Here is a 14,533-nt window from a genome sequence, read left to right as displayed (position 1 = left end):
GAGACCTTAGTACGCCCCTCCACTTGAAAAAAAATTCCGTCCAGCTCATCGCCCTCATGCAAAATGATTTCATTCTGCTCATAGACACGTAACTGAATTAAAGCATGTTTTGATGTCGTGAATACTTGATTTAGATTAAATTGTGTAATGTAATGTGCTATAAGATTTGGATCCTGAATAGTTTTCATTGCGTACTCCTTTTTGGACATCGGTCCTTTCTATTATATACGAACTCGTTATTATAGAGAAAAAGGGGAGGATATAGACGATGAAATTTATTTTTGATTTAGATGGAACCATATGTTTTAGCGGCAAACCTTTGAGTGAACGAATCGTACAAGCCTTGGATACTCTAATTGAAAAAGGTCATGAAGTCATCTTTGCGTCAGCCCGGCCTATTCGTGATTTGTTGCCTGTGTTGCCTGCACATATGCAACATTTTTCAATGGTTGGCGGGAATGGAGCATTTATTGCAAAAGGTGGAGAGGTTATTTCGACGATACATTTTGACGCGCAAACTTCGGGCATCCTCTTGAAATTAATCGAAGAATTTGATGCAGCTTATTTGATTGACAGTCACTGGGATTATTCATATTCGGGTTCTGATGATCATCCCATTCGGAGAAATGTAGATCCAGAACAACGCGCCAAAAATGTAACTCCATCTGAGCTGGATGAGCTTGTGAAGATAATTATTTTGAATAGCCTAAACGGAGAACAGTTATTAGATCAGCTACATAAACTACCTGTTGTGATATATAGACATGGTCAAGAGGACATTATAGATATTAGCCCTAAAGGCATAAATAAATGGACAGGATTACAACAATTAGGCGTAGAAATGCAGCGATTTATTGCTTTTGGTAACGATGCTAACGACATAGAAATGTTTAGACATTCCGCTTATTCGGTTTGTGTTGGAGAACACACAGAGCTTGGTGAATTGGCGACGGAAAAGGTGAGCAACGAAGAGGAGCAAATTGTTAGAAAAATACTGGAGCTGATGAGTGGGCTGCAGATCGCTTAGTCCATCAACTGATGATCTTAGCTCGCCGTACGGTGCAGCACATACAGGGAAGCTATAGTTGAAATCCAAAAAACCTGCCGATTAAATCGACAGGTTTTTTAAGTAATATAGATCAGGTTAGATAAGTTCTTGGCGGCGATGTAAATAACGATATAGAATACAACCGGATATCGCGCATATCGCTGCACATAATCCGATAAAACCATAACCGGCTTGAAGTCCGCGTAATAAACCTATTTGCGTCTCTGCACCGTAAAGCCGCTTCACGCCTTCGATCACAGCACCTATAGCATAGTTGCCAATTACGCTACCTACTCCCATTAACGTGACTGTAAATGTGATGGCGGTGTCGCTGCCATGTGGATATCTTTTGGCGATAAAAGCCATAACCGTAGGATAAATCATCGCAATCCCGATTCCTGCAGCGGCAAATAGAAATGCGAGCTTTTCTCCACCCAAAATTGCGGCAAACGTACACAGGGCAGAGAAGGCTGAAAAGATGATAAGCGATAGGTTAAATCCAATCTTATCAGTAACGGGTCCGAGTAGGAGTCTTGCTAACGAGAAGCAGAGAAAGAAGGTAGACAGCATCCCAGAAGCAGTAACCGTATCCCACAGGTACGCTTTTTCAAGGAAATTTACGAGCCATCCGCCTACAGCAAGCTCCGACACTACCCCGAAGGAAAGGATTAGGACCATGAGCCATAGAGCAGGATCACGGACGAGCGTTTTTAAAGGGATTCGGTCCTCATGCGGAAGATCATCACCTGGAAATGTACTCCGTAATGCAAATAGAATAGGCAGTATAGAAAGGCTAAGCATAATTAGATACATTCCGCGCCAATCCAGGGTATGACCGAATATATTTACCGTCATTAGCCCTGTTGCCAGTAGTGGAGCCAAGGTAGAACTAAATCCATAAAAGAAATGGGATAAGTTCATCATGGTCCCGGTATTTTTAACGAAGATACGTGCTCCTAGAATGGCAAGTCCAATCTCAAGCATTCCGTTTCCGATATACATCAGGAAGTATGAAGCTGAGAAGAAGGAATAGCTATGGGAGATGTAGATGAGAACGCCAGAGAATATCATGGATGCGAAAGCAATAATACTGACAGCCTTGATCCCCCACTTCCGAACCAATACAGCTGTAAAAGAACAGGCGATCAAATAACCTAGTGCATTTAGGGATAAAAGGGTACCTAGCTGCTTTTCATCCAGACTAAAGTCAAACTGAATTCTTGGAATGGCTGGCCCTTTAATATTTTCTGATATCCCAAACACAATAAACCCCAAAAAGATCGTTGCCAATTGCATGGCATACACCTTATTAAGTCCGCCAAAGCGTTTTTTCAACGTGAGAACCTCCAGAATCGGGTATCTTTATTGCTCGGTGTCTCTGTAGTACTCTTCTTTAAGCTTCTCCCAGTGTTGTTTATCGTCTTCTGTAATTTCTCTTAGCACTCTGCAAGGATTCCCCACTGCGATTACATTGTCAGGTATATCTTTAGTCACGACGGAGCCTGCGCCGATGATTACATTGTTGCCGATATTTACCCCGGGATTGATAACGGCATTTCCGCCAACCCAGACATTGTTTCCAATGGTAATCGGTGTACCGAATTCGAGCAGACTAATTCGAACGTCAGCATCGATGGGGTGGCCAGCGGTATATACACTTACTCTAGGTCCAAAGAGAACATTCTCACCTATCGTTACTTTTGCTACGTCCAGGATAATGCAGTCGAAATTGGCGTAAAAGTTATTTCCGACGGTAATATTGCTGCCATAATCGCAGCGGAAAGGTGGCTCAATATGCAACGATTCACCTGTAGACTCGAATAATTGCTTAAGTAATTCTACTCTATATTCGCCTTGTTCTTCCGTCGTATTGTTAAATAAACGAGTGAGCATTCTGGATCTTTTACTATCTCTAGCTAATTCTTCTCCACCAGCCATGTAAAGCTTTCCTGCAATCATATTCTCTTTGTTTGTTGCCATTCGTAATTCCTCCTGAAGTTCTTGTTGGTTTACCGGCGCTTTTCAACCAGCTGCAACGAATAGGTCAAGCTTTCCAGCGTGATCGCAATTAATCCGTTCATGTAATAATCATCAGGGTGATCCAGCACAATTAGATGAGGCATATGCTCTTCTGGAATGAACGCCAGACAACTTTGATAGATAAGTGGCACATCCTCTTGTTTAACTTGTTCGCCTGTGAGTGCAATCGTTTCAGGGTTAATAACTGCTGTCAATGAGGCGATGGTATGCGCTGCCAAGGGGATAAACGTTTCCGTCTGCCCCAAACGGATAAATTGCTCATCACGTGACATTCCAAACGGTAAAAAGGAGACTTCACCCGCGAATCTAGTATTGCCTTTGTGGATATGCCCGTCGATCATCATCCCTGCACCTGGAAAGGCTCCTTTGATAAAGGTCAACACGACGATGGTTTTATCCTCTTCGTAATCCTGCTGCTTATAGAATCCGTAAACGGTTAGATTCATATCATTTTCGACTGTGACTTCAACCTCATATTTCTCTCTGAGGAGTGACTCTAAGGGAGCATGAATTAAAGTCTTGATATCACAAATATTAATGACACCACGGTGAGCCAGTCCCGGGATTCCAATGCCAACGGCTTTGATGTTGTTATAGGCTTGAATTAGTGTGCCTACTAAATGATCAACGGTTGTAGCGTCAATACTCTCAGCCTTGATATATCCATCATCTACACGCTCGCCAACGGAATTCGTTACGGCATAGGTTAAGGATTGTTGGCCATCTTCAATTTTGGCATAGATGCATGCGATGTAGGAGAAATCGACATTATAGATGAATCTTCGGGCCGGCCGACCTCCATTCGAAGCCTCCAGCTCCGTCTCAATGACTTCACCTGTCTCCATAAGCTCATTCAGAATATTTCCGCAAGTGGCAACACTTAACCCGGTGGCGGTAGCAATCGTTGATTTGGTTCCTTCTTTCATCGATTTCAAGGCTTGCTTGATGAGCTCCTGATTTATCTTTTTAACACGAATAGAATTGTTTGCGATTTGGTTTATTTTATTCACCTCTAGACTTTTGAAAATAGTTATTAAAAGTATTATCAATACTATAACTTGGTGTTTCACAAATGTCTATATTAGTTGAACTTAAGATTTATCTATTAAGGTAATTGCGTGACTGCGGTGAATCCTTGGATTCCGGCCGCTGTTGTCCCCAGATTTCTTGATTATATACCGTGCTTCACGGTTGAAATCCGGTGACAAAGGCGGGCGCTATCGCTCCTACAGTTCCAAGCTTCCCCTCCGCTACTCTTCCATTTAGAATGTTTTTAAGTTCAAAATGTCTAGCCAATGATTTTATAATAAAAAATCGTCGCTTGTAATGCACCATTTGCTGATATTGCATAGCTCGGTATACGTCCAGCTTGTATGTAATCCATTGAAGTATAAAGGAGATTGGAAGGGTCGCCTTCTCTTGTATCAAGCACTAATAACGATCGTTCTTCCTGCTTAGCTCTTTCTTCAGCTTTTTCCATAAGAGAACGAGCAATACCATTACGGCGATAATTAGGGTGTGTCATTAGCTTTGCGATTTCGGCTCGATGCGTTCCGTTTGCTTTTGTACATAAATGTAGTTGTACACTTCCCACGATAATATCATTCATTCTTGCGACAAAAAGAATCACATCGGGCGCCAAAACATTGTGCCAATATAATGTAGCAGCTGATGGATCTAGCGGTGGTAAGAAACCAACGGAGGCTCCATCCTCCACCACCAGTATCAGAAGCTTTGAAAGCTCATCTATTGATTCTTCAATCGTTAGTAATTGTTCGATGCTCACTTTGCTAACCATATAAATTCCTCCAGCACTTATAAGTTTAAAAATATAGCGAAATCATAACTGAATACATATAATTTGTATAACGAATTTTATAGATCATAATCATTAATATTTTGAATCGTAGAGGGTGTTATCTATGGACTTATCTCAATTAGAAGCTTTTTTGGCGGTATGCAGAATTCGAAATTTCACCAAGGCCTCAGAGCATCTACATATCTCCCAGTCCGCCGTTACCGCAAGAATAAAAGCTTTAGAAAACTCCGTGGGCAAGGTGCTCCTTACACGTGATAACCGGAATGTTAGCTTAACGCAGGCAGGGATATCTTTTGTTCCCTATGCTTCGTTTGTTTGAAGAGAGTAAGGTGACTCTATCCGAAGAACTGGAGAACTATATCATTTTGAGTGGACCCGGGTCCGTATGGCATTATTATTACCTGCAGCATATTCTTTCATTTAGACGTGATCATCCCAAGGTAGCTATCAAATTCCTAAGTTATATTGATTCTAGCTATATGATACGTGATCTTTTGCTGGACGGAATAGTCCAGGTTGCTATTAAATATGACCCGCCGGAACATCCTAAGGTGACCAGACATCTCCTGTTTGAAGATGAGATTATTCTGGTCTCCACACAATTAAGAGAAACACCTGTAAGCAGGGAGGATTTTTTTCAGCGGGAGTATTGTCATTTAGAGTGGGGAGGTCCGTTTCCGGAATGGTTTACTAGTATCGTTGGAGCGGGCTATGTGCCGACACTTCAGACGGATCACTCGATGATTATGCTGGACATGCTGCTACTAAGAGCAGGCTTTGGATTTCTACCACGATCTATAGCACAACCTTATCTCGATCAACAGAAGCTATTTCAACTTCAATGTGAGTTAGACACGCCGATTATCAAAGCTTACGCTCTTTATTTAACTGAGAATGCAGAAGATATTCGTGTACGGCTTGGGCTGGAGATGCTTGGGGTGGATAGGATAAAAGAGTAGATAGACGCCTACCTATGTGCCGATTATACTGAGTAACGTCAGCAAAGTATGAAGGGTCTGGAATTAGTTTACAGGCGGGAATTTGCGAGATTTTGGTGAGATCAGCAGGGTAGAATAGTAGAATTACTCGCAAAGAGAGGAGCCTGAAGGTTGAGGACGAAGAAATACCGTGGATTAGTCGGGATGGGGTTGTTTTTTATTCTTGCCTTTTCCCTATTAGTAAGTATAAATTCCCCAACGATTCAGGTCCTTGATACCCCGGTGGCAAAGCATGGCGTACTGGATTTATCAGGATGGGATTTTGAAAAGCAGGGACTAGTTGATCTGGACGGAGAATGGGAGTTTTATGAAAATGAATTACTGAGTCCATCTGAGATTCAGCCCAAAATAGATAAGCAATCTACCTATTTAACGGTCCCAGGCACATGGAAAGGTAAGATCATAGAAGGTGGGATGGTCCGCAAAGGTGCGGGCACCTACAGACTCAAAGTGCTGGTCAAAGATTCGGATGAGATTCTTGGTTTGAAAATAAGAAGTATCCGTATGTCTCAAAAGTTATTTATCAATGGGAAGCAAGAGGGAGAGAGCGGGGTTCCATCAACGGACAGTGAGTTCTTTAAGCCAGGAAATACGCCGTATACGGTTTTTTTTCATTCCAATACCCCAGAGATAGAAATTGTATTACAAGTGTCTAACTTCAACTTTATTACGGGAGGGATCGTGAATTCAATCCCGCTGGGCGTCCATGCGGATATTACCAAAGTGAACAGTATTCAGATCGGCTCAGATATTGGAATTATTTTGATACTGGGCATGTTTGGGGCATACCATCTCAGCTTCTTTTTCGTGGGGCGTAGAGAAAAAGCATACTTACTCAGCGGTTTATATTTGCTAATTCTCTCATTGAATAATTCACTATATGGCGAGAAAATATTTCAGCAGCTACTACCCAGGGTACCTTTTGAACAAGTTTACAAGTTGTTGGAAATTAGCCAGTTTATCGGCGCAATTATCATTATTATGTTTTACTGCTCGGTTGAGTCCCGGTTAATGTCAAGTAAGAGGATGAGGCTCGTATTATCTCCATTTGTCCTTTATCTGGCTTCGGTTTTGGTGCTCCCGTATGGTGTACATATTCGTGCGAAATATTTGTTTGTAGCCTATCTTGGAATCGTTATGCTAGTGATCATCGTAAGAATGATCTATTTATATCTTCGCAGTCAGAGCGAAACGACGGATCGCAAAGAATTGTTTCTGTTCATTGGCGGGGCGATCTCGCTCCTGATTTTTTTCTTTGATGTAAGTCTTTATTCTGAAAATGTTCTACAGACTGATTTGGTGGGTAAATTCGGAGTGATTGGTTTTATTGTGTTCTTCAACATTATGTTAGCTGTACGATTCTCCAACACGTATGACAAGACGGAAACGCTGTCCCGCCAGTTGCTAATCTCGAACCAGCTTAAAGATGAATTTCTAATGAACACCTCTCATGAGATCAAGACTCCGCTGCATGGCATTATGAATATGACATCGTTTTTATTAGAAGACGGGGAAGATAATCTGTATCCTATACAGAAACAGAATCTTTGGTTAATTAAGGACACTTCTACTAAGCTGTCTATGCTCATTCAGGATTTGATTGATGTGAGTCTTTTGAAGCATGGTGAGTTAAGATTGCAGCAGACAGTGGTTGATCTAAGGGTGGCTTCACAGATTGTATTTGATGTACTTCAGTTCGAACTAGCAGGAAAGTCCGTTGTATTAGATAACCAAGTGGAACCTAATATTTGGGTTCTGGCAGATGATAGTCGATTAAGACAAGTCATGTACAATCTGGTTCACAATGCAATTAAGCATACAGATAAAGGAATCATTAAGATCACGGCCAGTGTAGCAGGGAATACAGTATCTGTCACAGTGGAGGATACGGGAACTGGAATAGCTTCAGATCTGCAAACAGCCATATTCGAATATTTTGAGCAAGTCGATAAACCGCTGCCACAAGATGGTTACACTGGAATGGGAATTGGCTTGTACATTAGCAGGAAACTGATCGAGCGGATGGGTGGTGAGATTTGGGTAGATTGGTCCGAGATCGGCCATGGCACTCGAATGATCTTCACCTTGCCCAAAATAGAGCGGATTCCAGGCTATTATGAAGTAGCTGCTACGGGCGTGGGGCAACATGCGCAATTTGAGCATACCTCGCTTGATATTATGGATCAGAGTGGTGGTTATACGATCTTAATCGTGGATGATGAAGCATCTAATATCCATATTCTACTGAACATTCTAAGACGGCATCGTTACAATGTAATTACGGCGTTTTCGGCGAATGAAGCGATGGACAAAATGAAGCAATACCCCAATGTGGATCTAGTGATATTGGATGTCATGATGCCGGGAATTTCAGGCATTGAGTTGTGCCGAACCTTGCGATTGCATTACTCCATTCTGAATTTACCTATTCTGTTTGCTACAGTTAAGGACGCGCCAACGGATATTGCATTAGGTTTCCGAGCAGGGGCGAATGATTATATCACGAAGCCCTTTGATGGAGAGACGCTGATTGCGAGAATCCATACGCTGATTGCGATGAAAACATCGATTCAGGAAGCTATACGAAATGAGTATGCTTTTCATCAGGCCCAAATTAAGCCTCATTTTCTGTATAACGCACTGAGCAGCGTGATCTCTTTCTGCTATACAGATGGCGAGAAAGCCGCCTATTTGTTATCTATGCTAAGCCAATACATTCGTTATATTCTCGATATGGATCGTTCCACTTTAGTGGTTCCTTTGCACCGGGAGTTAGAGCTGATTCAAGCCTACGTGGAGATTGAAAAAGCTCGTTTTGGAGAGCGGTTCGATTTTATTTTCCGTATGGATGAGGGTCTGCGTTCTGTTGAAATCCCATCCTTATGTATTCAGCCATTTGTCGAAAATGCGATCAGACATGGACTGTTTGAAAAAGAGGGTCAGGGCAGAGTTTCGCTCACCGTTCAAGCTGGAGGGAACTACATGAAAGTTATCATCGAAGATGATGGTGTGGGAATACCAGATGATCTGTTATATCAATTAACCGGAAACGAGCAGTTGGATGGCAGTATCGGTATCCATAACATTCGAAAGCGCATAGGCGCTATACCCGGAGCCACTTTAACGATTCATTCTGACCTTGGGTATGGGACCAAAGTGACGATGTATTTACCAGTAAGCCTTGGGGGCATGGGGGGAGACACACGATGATTCGTGTAGTGATTGTTGAAGATGAGAAACCGATTTTGAATTTGATGAAGGTACTGATCAGCCGCAATTCAGATTATCTCATTAGTGGGACCTTTTCAAATCCATTGGAGGCACTGGAGTGCATACCTGAGCTACAGCCAGACGTCGTGTTTATAGATGTCGAAATGCCAAAAATGAACGGCATTGAGCTGGCGAGCAGAATTCAGAAGCTGATGCATCCACCGGAAATTGTATTTACAACCGCCTATAAAAATTATGCACTCGAAGCGTTCGAGGTAAGTGCGCTAGATTATATTCTCAAGCCAATAACACCCGAAGCGATCAGCAGGGTTACTGAACGACTTGTTAAACGGATGAGACCTGCGGTGAGACTAGATTCCAAGGAAATGGGTCCGATGATCCGCTGTTTCGGTGGGTTTGAAGTCTGCGATTCAGAAGGCAAGCCTATTCATTTTCGCACACGCAGAGCGGAGGAATTATTCGCGTATTTCTTATGTAATGCAGGTCGTTATATCAGCAAATGGAAAGTGATAGATTTATTATGGCCTGATATGCAGGATGAGAGAGGGGCATCCAATTTGTATAATACGATATACCTCTTGAAAAAAATGCTGAAAGAAAAAGGCTTCGGCATGGAAATCCGCAAAATGAATGATGGATATATGCTGGAGACGGGAAATGAAAGTTATGATGCGCTTGATTATCAAAGATTTCATTTAGAAATGGTTGATGGGAAGCAAAACACTGCGCAAATGGAGCGTCTTTGTTTCTTATATCAGGGGCCCTTGCTGGATGGAAAGCCCTATCTGTGGAAGATTTCACTGGAGGAAGTTTATGCTAAGTATTATACAAACTGGACGCGTATCCTAATTGACAATGATTGTGCCTCACAGGACTGGCCTAAAGCAGAGCAACGGTTAGAAAAGTTCTTAAGCTTATATCCTTTGCATGAAGAGATGAACCAGCAAATGATTGTTATTTATGCCAAACTTGGAAATAAAGAAAAGATCACAAGACTCTATGAGAGATTCGAGACGGCTTATCGTTCGGAGCTGGGAATGGTTCCTTCAGCGGAGTTTAAAACGCATGTAGCTGCATATCTGGCCTAATTTTATATGAAAAGAGTTCAGCAGAGGGAGAAATCTCTCTGTTTTTTATTTCTAAGAGTAGCTAACTTTTCGAGAACTTTACCGTTATACATACGAAGGGAGGTGCAGGATGAAGCCCGGGCAGCTACATCAGATACTTCAACCGAAAATGTTAGAAATCCAAAAATACTTGATTCGTCTCGGGGCACCTGCAGCCGACGCGGAAGATATCGTACAGGAAACGGTGTATAAGGCTCTTTTGTATATCGATTCCATTGATGAGAACAAATTCAGTGCGTGGCTATATAAAGTGGCGATCAATCGCTACTATGATCTGTGCCGCCGCGGCAAGCGGATAGTCATTCCGATTGATGATGTGGATGTGCCAGTTATGGAACTGCCGGAGGATTATGTGCTGTTAAAAGAGAAACGAGAAGACATCGAACGTGTATTGGATGAGCTTCTACCTCTCCATAAACAACTCATTATTATGAAATATGAGCTGGAGCTGTCCTATCAGGAGATAGCAGAGCTCCTCGGGATCACGACGGATACGGTCAAATCGGCATTGTTTCGTGCCCGCAAGCAATTCCAAAAAAAGTACAGAGGTGAAGTGGAATGACGGCTCCATGGGAACAACAGGATGATCAGAACCTTTCAAAAGTAATTAAGAAAGCAAAACGAAAAACAATGATCCGTAATACGATCATTTCTCTGGTCGTGACCGTTATAGTATTGTTCGGAGGCATGCTGGGCAACGCTCATTTAACAAGCTGGTTAGCGATGCGTGGTCTGGATGAGGAGAAGATCATGATGGAGATTAGTAGTCCTAACCTTCATGAGTTGAGAACGGAGCTGGATCTAGGATTTTTAGCGGGCAAAGTTGAGATCAGCTCTTACAAGGTTATTGAGGGGGTACCTGTCGTATGGGATACCCGAAAATTAGATTTTAGTATGAGCAGCCGCTTTTCTCTGCTTAATAGGGGATATTCTAGTATAAATGTGCCTGACCCCGTAATGACAAGCCAAAATTATGAATACTACCGAGGATATAACAGTCAAAATGGACAGCGGGAAATGTTATTCTACGTGCCGGGAGTGAATTATAACGGAAAAGTGTTGAATGACCTCCCTGCGCTTGAACAAATGGATCCAGGTAAGCTGGTAGAGATGGCAGTTTCTTTTGATAAAAGCTATACACAGGCCGAGGTTGAAACAATGCTGCCGGCTGAGCTGACACAGACATGGTATTGGGTAGATACGTATGACAATAAGAAGAAACTTGAGTTTATCACAAATGAAAGTAGTCCAACCAAGTATGCATTGCCAGAATCAGCGAGACAAGTATACGGTTACGGTGTCAAATGGGAGGGGTTATTTAACCCGAAACCAGAGGATTTTCTGCAATTACTAGCCTATGGACTTCAGAAGAAGGGCAAGTATTATGGAGAATTTGAGCGAATCACGAATTATTTGAAAAAGGATAAAGCGGCACCGGAGGCCAGCGACGTACTGTTATATGGAGTCGTCGTTACAGGAACTGCGAAGGAGCTGCTAAGCCTCAAAGGAAAGCCCTATGTTAATACGGCAGTTCTCGGCGCGATTGTGGATAAATATTAGATCCGTATAGTAACGCTAAAACAACTGGGTACCGTACAAGCGTAACTGAATCTCTGAAATAATTAGGGAATTTCCCCTGAAATTCTGAGATCAATAATTAAGGAATTCCTCCCTGTCATTTGGCTGATTTGGTGGAAAACAAAGAAATCCCCTCAATTATACTCTAGCGCACAGCTCACATACACTATCCGGTTAAAGTAAAGACTGCATTGTGCCTGTTTCTAAAAAAGAAGCTACCCATAAGTAGGTACTCTACTTCTTGGATAGCTTCTTTTTAATTTAGTTCACGGCTCACCAAACCTACGTCCATTTGGCAGACCAAAGTTTCATTTCCTTCAAAATTTGATGCAAGTCCTCACCTTTTGGAGTTAACGAATATTCCACGGTAACCGGTACGGTAGGAAACACGTGACGTTCTAGTACCCCGTGTTCCTCTAAATGGCGCAGCGTACTAGTTAACGCGCGAGGGCTGACATTAGTGATTTTTCGCTGAAGCGCTCCAAAGCGTTGGGTACCGTCGAATAACTCTCTTAGTACGAGAAAAGCCCATTTTCCGCCCAATACCTCAAGTGTTTTTTCTACATTACATTCAATAGTAAGTGGGGTTTTAGGGATATAATTATTGCTAGATTTAGCTGTTGTCAAGGAATCTCCTCCTGTTTTGGTGCCACTATACTCTTGTATAGTAACTACTCTAGAGATCATATAGTAAACTAAATTTCACTTCTTCCTATTATATACAAACTATTCTAGAATGAATATGTTCGCTAGGCAACCTGCTGAAATCATAACACGGAACTATGGAGAGGAGCAGTTATTATGAAATATCGTAGATTAGGTGGAACGGGCCTTAAAGTTAGCGAGATTAGTTTGGGAAGCTGGCTGACATATGGAGGTTACGTAGAAAGAGATAATGCTGTTAAAGCCATTGAAACCGCTTACGATTTAGGCGTGAATTTTTTTGATACGGCCAATGTTTACGAAAAGGGTGCTGCTGAAAAAGTGCTAGGCGAGACCTTGCGGAATTATCCGCGAGAATCCTATGTGCTCGCAACGAAAGTATTTGGCGAAATGGGGACAGGGCCTAACGATCGTGGATTATCCCGCAAGCATATTACGGAACAGTGTCATGCAAGCTTGCAGCGTCTCGGCGTAGAATACGTGGATATTATGTATTGCCACCGTTTTGATACAGAAACTCCAATTGAAGAGACTTTGCGTGCGCTGGATGATCTGGTTCGTCAAGGTAAGGTGTATTATGTCGGGGTTAGTGAGTGGACTGCGGCGCAAATGACGGATGCTTTAGCTGTAGCCGATCGTTATTTGCTGGATCATATCGTGGTTAACCAACCGATTTATAATATGTTCGAACGTTATATTGAAAAAGAAATCATTCCGCTCGGCGAGCGCCGTGGCATTGGACAGGTTGTATTTTCTCCACTGGCTCAAGGGCTGCTAACTGGAAAATATAACGCAGAAATCCCTGAAGACAGTCGTGCGGCTAAGCTGGATCGGTTGAAGAAGGCGTTTACGGAAGAGAAGATTGAAAAGGTTCGTCAATTAAGCGGGGTCGCTGCAGAGCTGAATATTTCTGTGGGAAATCTGGCTTTGGCTTGGATTTTGCGTCAGCCTAATGTAGCTAGTGCGCTGGTGGGTGCCAGTCGTCCGGAGCAGGTTGAAGAGAATGTTAAGGCTTCGGGGATAGAGCTTACCGAGGATACTTTGAAAAAAATTGAAGAGATTCTTAAATAGAGACAGCTTTATAAAAAAAGGAGATATGATCATGGCGAAAGTAGTGGTTACTGGCGGAAGCGGGATGCTGGGCAGATGGGTAGTACGGCATTTTGTAGAACAAGGGTATGAGGTTGTGAATGTAGATACGCAGAAATCACCGGATTCTTTGTGCCAAACTTTGATTGCTGATTTGAATAATCTGGGTGAAGTGTATGGCGTATTAGCAGGCGCTGATGCAGTCGTACATTTGGCTGCGATCCCAGCCGCAAATATAAAGACGAGTGAAGTCACTTTTCAAAACAATGTAGTATCCACCTACAACATTCTGGAGGCTGCTGCTGGACTAGGCATTCGCAAAGCCGTTATTGCTTCCAGTGAATCCTCTTATGGCATCTGTTTTGCGGTTAACCCTCTAGGACCACAGTATGTACCTATGGATGAGGATCACCCACAATTGCCTGAAGACAGCTACGGTCTGTCCAAGGTTGTGAATGAGCAGACCGCAGAGATGTTCCAGCGCAGAACGGGCATACAGGTCGTTTCCCTAAGAATCGGAAATGTCATTGATCCATCCGCGTATGAACGTTTCCCTTCCTTCATTCATGATCCAGCGCAGCGCGATCGGATATTGTGGAGCTATATTGATACACGGGATGTAGCGACAGCTTGCCAATTGGCGATCGAAACGGACGGACTCGGTGCGGTGGCACTTAACATATGTGCAGATGAGACCAGCATGGCTATACCTAGCAGAGAGCTAATGGCCGCACGTTATCCAGAAGTGACGGACTACCGTCAGCCGCTGGAAGGCCATGAGTCGTTACTCAGTAATGCGAAGGCTAAGAAGCTGCTGAGTTGGCAGCCAAAGCACTTATGGCGAGATTATGTTAACGATTAAATAACGAGCCAGGTTTACTTTTACTATAAATGAGAGTTCAAAAAGTACGGTTTTCAGCACCGAGAAGATTGGATGAAG

At 42.8% G+C, this 14,533-nt stretch carries 14 protein-coding genes and 1 pseudogene; 9 read left to right on the top strand and 6 right to left on the bottom strand.

Annotation, left to right across the window (positions count from 1 at the left end; genetic code table 11):
* Positions 1-188: pseudogene (locus tag CA598_RS29135) on the bottom strand (Crp/Fnr family transcriptional regulator); the annotation flags it as partial.
* 80 nt (positions 189-268) lie between these two features.
* Between CA598_RS29135 and CA598_RS29130 the strand changes: the two are divergent.
* Positions 269-1,027 (top strand): HAD-IIB family hydrolase, encoded by a 759-nt coding sequence (locus tag CA598_RS29130; RefSeq protein WP_094878739.1) that lies wholly within the window; start codon positions 269-271, stop codon positions 1,025-1,027.
* 117 nt (positions 1,028-1,144) lie between these two features.
* Here CA598_RS29130 and CA598_RS29125 read toward each other — a convergent pair whose 3' ends face one another.
* The 4 genes from CA598_RS29125 to CA598_RS29110 all read right to left on the bottom strand — a co-directional run bounded on the left by CA598_RS29125 (position 1,145) and on the right by CA598_RS29110 (position 4,886).
* On the bottom strand, positions 1,145-2,344 hold the full coding sequence (locus CA598_RS29125) for an MFS transporter (protein WP_094878742.1): 1,200 nt from the start codon (positions 2,342-2,344) through the stop codon (positions 1,145-1,147).
* Between the two features lie 66 nt (positions 2,345-2,410).
* Positions 2,411-3,028 (bottom strand): sugar O-acetyltransferase, encoded by a 618-nt coding sequence (locus CA598_RS29120; protein WP_094874455.1) that lies wholly within the window; start codon positions 3,026-3,028, stop codon positions 2,411-2,413.
* A 29-nt stretch (positions 3,029-3,057) separates the two neighbouring features.
* Positions 3,058-4,014 carry an ROK family protein gene (locus CA598_RS29115; protein ID WP_218832632.1) on the bottom strand — a complete coding sequence of 319 codons (957 nt, stop codon included), beginning with the start codon at positions 4,012-4,014 and terminating at the stop codon, positions 3,058-3,060.
* 362 nt (positions 4,015-4,376) lie between these two features.
* Entirely contained in the window at positions 4,377-4,886 is a 510-nt protein-coding gene (locus CA598_RS29110; protein ID WP_094878738.1) for a GNAT family N-acetyltransferase, read from the bottom strand.
* Positions 4,887-5,010: 124 nt separating this feature from the next.
* Between CA598_RS29110 and CA598_RS33180 the strand changes: the two genes are divergently transcribed.
* The 6 genes from CA598_RS33180 to CA598_RS29085 all read left to right on the top strand — a co-directional run bounded on the left by CA598_RS33180 (position 5,011) and on the right by CA598_RS29085 (position 11,823).
* Positions 5,011-5,226, top strand: coding sequence for a LysR family transcriptional regulator (locus CA598_RS33180; RefSeq protein ID WP_256990694.1), 216 nt, complete (start codon positions 5,011-5,013; stop codon positions 5,224-5,226).
* Complete coding sequence (locus CA598_RS29105; protein ID WP_256990695.1) at positions 5,210-5,866, top strand: substrate-binding domain-containing protein; 657 nt, start codon at positions 5,210-5,212, stop codon at positions 5,864-5,866. Before CA598_RS33180 ends, CA598_RS29105 begins: the two co-directional genes overlap by 17 nt.
* Positions 5,867-6,016: 150 nt before the next feature.
* Positions 6,017-9,115 carry a sensor histidine kinase gene (locus CA598_RS29100; protein WP_306440491.1) on the top strand — a complete coding sequence of 1,033 codons (3,099 nt, stop codon included), beginning with the start codon at positions 6,017-6,019 and terminating at the stop codon, positions 9,113-9,115.
* Entirely contained in the window at positions 9,112-10,224 is a 1,113-nt protein-coding gene (locus tag CA598_RS29095) for a response regulator (protein WP_094878737.1), read from the top strand. The genes CA598_RS29100 and CA598_RS29095 overlap by 4 nt, the downstream gene beginning before the upstream one ends.
* A gap of 109 nt (positions 10,225-10,333) precedes the next feature.
* Complete coding sequence (locus tag CA598_RS29090) at positions 10,334-10,825, top strand: RNA polymerase sigma factor (RefSeq protein ID WP_094874451.1); 492 nt, start codon at positions 10,334-10,336, stop codon at positions 10,823-10,825.
* Entirely contained in the window at positions 10,822-11,823 is a 1,002-nt protein-coding gene (locus CA598_RS29085) for an anti-sigma factor (protein ID WP_094878736.1), read from the top strand. Before CA598_RS29090 ends, CA598_RS29085 begins: the two co-directional genes overlap by 4 nt.
* Positions 11,824-12,123: 300 nt before the next feature.
* Here the strand turns inward: CA598_RS29085 and CA598_RS29080 are convergent, their stop codons facing one another.
* Positions 12,124-12,468, bottom strand: a complete 345-nt coding sequence (locus CA598_RS29080) for a winged helix-turn-helix transcriptional regulator (protein WP_042186450.1) — start codon at positions 12,466-12,468, stop codon at positions 12,124-12,126.
* A 174-nt stretch (positions 12,469-12,642) separates the two neighbouring features.
* Between CA598_RS29080 and CA598_RS29075 the strand changes: the two genes are divergently transcribed.
* Together CA598_RS29075 and CA598_RS29070 are read left to right on the top strand one after the other, a co-directional pair.
* Entirely contained in the window at positions 12,643-13,575 is a 933-nt protein-coding gene (locus tag CA598_RS29075) for an aldo/keto reductase family protein (RefSeq protein WP_094878735.1), read from the top strand.
* A 31-nt stretch (positions 13,576-13,606) separates the two neighbouring features.
* On the top strand, positions 13,607-14,455 hold the full coding sequence (locus CA598_RS29070; protein ID WP_094874449.1) for an NAD-dependent epimerase/dehydratase family protein: 849 nt from the start codon (positions 13,607-13,609) through the stop codon (positions 14,453-14,455).
* Positions 14,456-14,533 lie beyond the last annotated feature (78 nt).

Source organism: Paenibacillus sp. VTT E-133291, from assembly GCF_002264395.1.
GTDB classification, from domain to species: Bacteria; Bacillota; Bacilli; order Paenibacillales; family Paenibacillaceae; genus Paenibacillus_AQ; species Paenibacillus_AQ nitricinens.
Note: the sequence above shows the minus strand (reverse complement) of the source record. Positions and strands in the feature narration are given on the sequence as shown.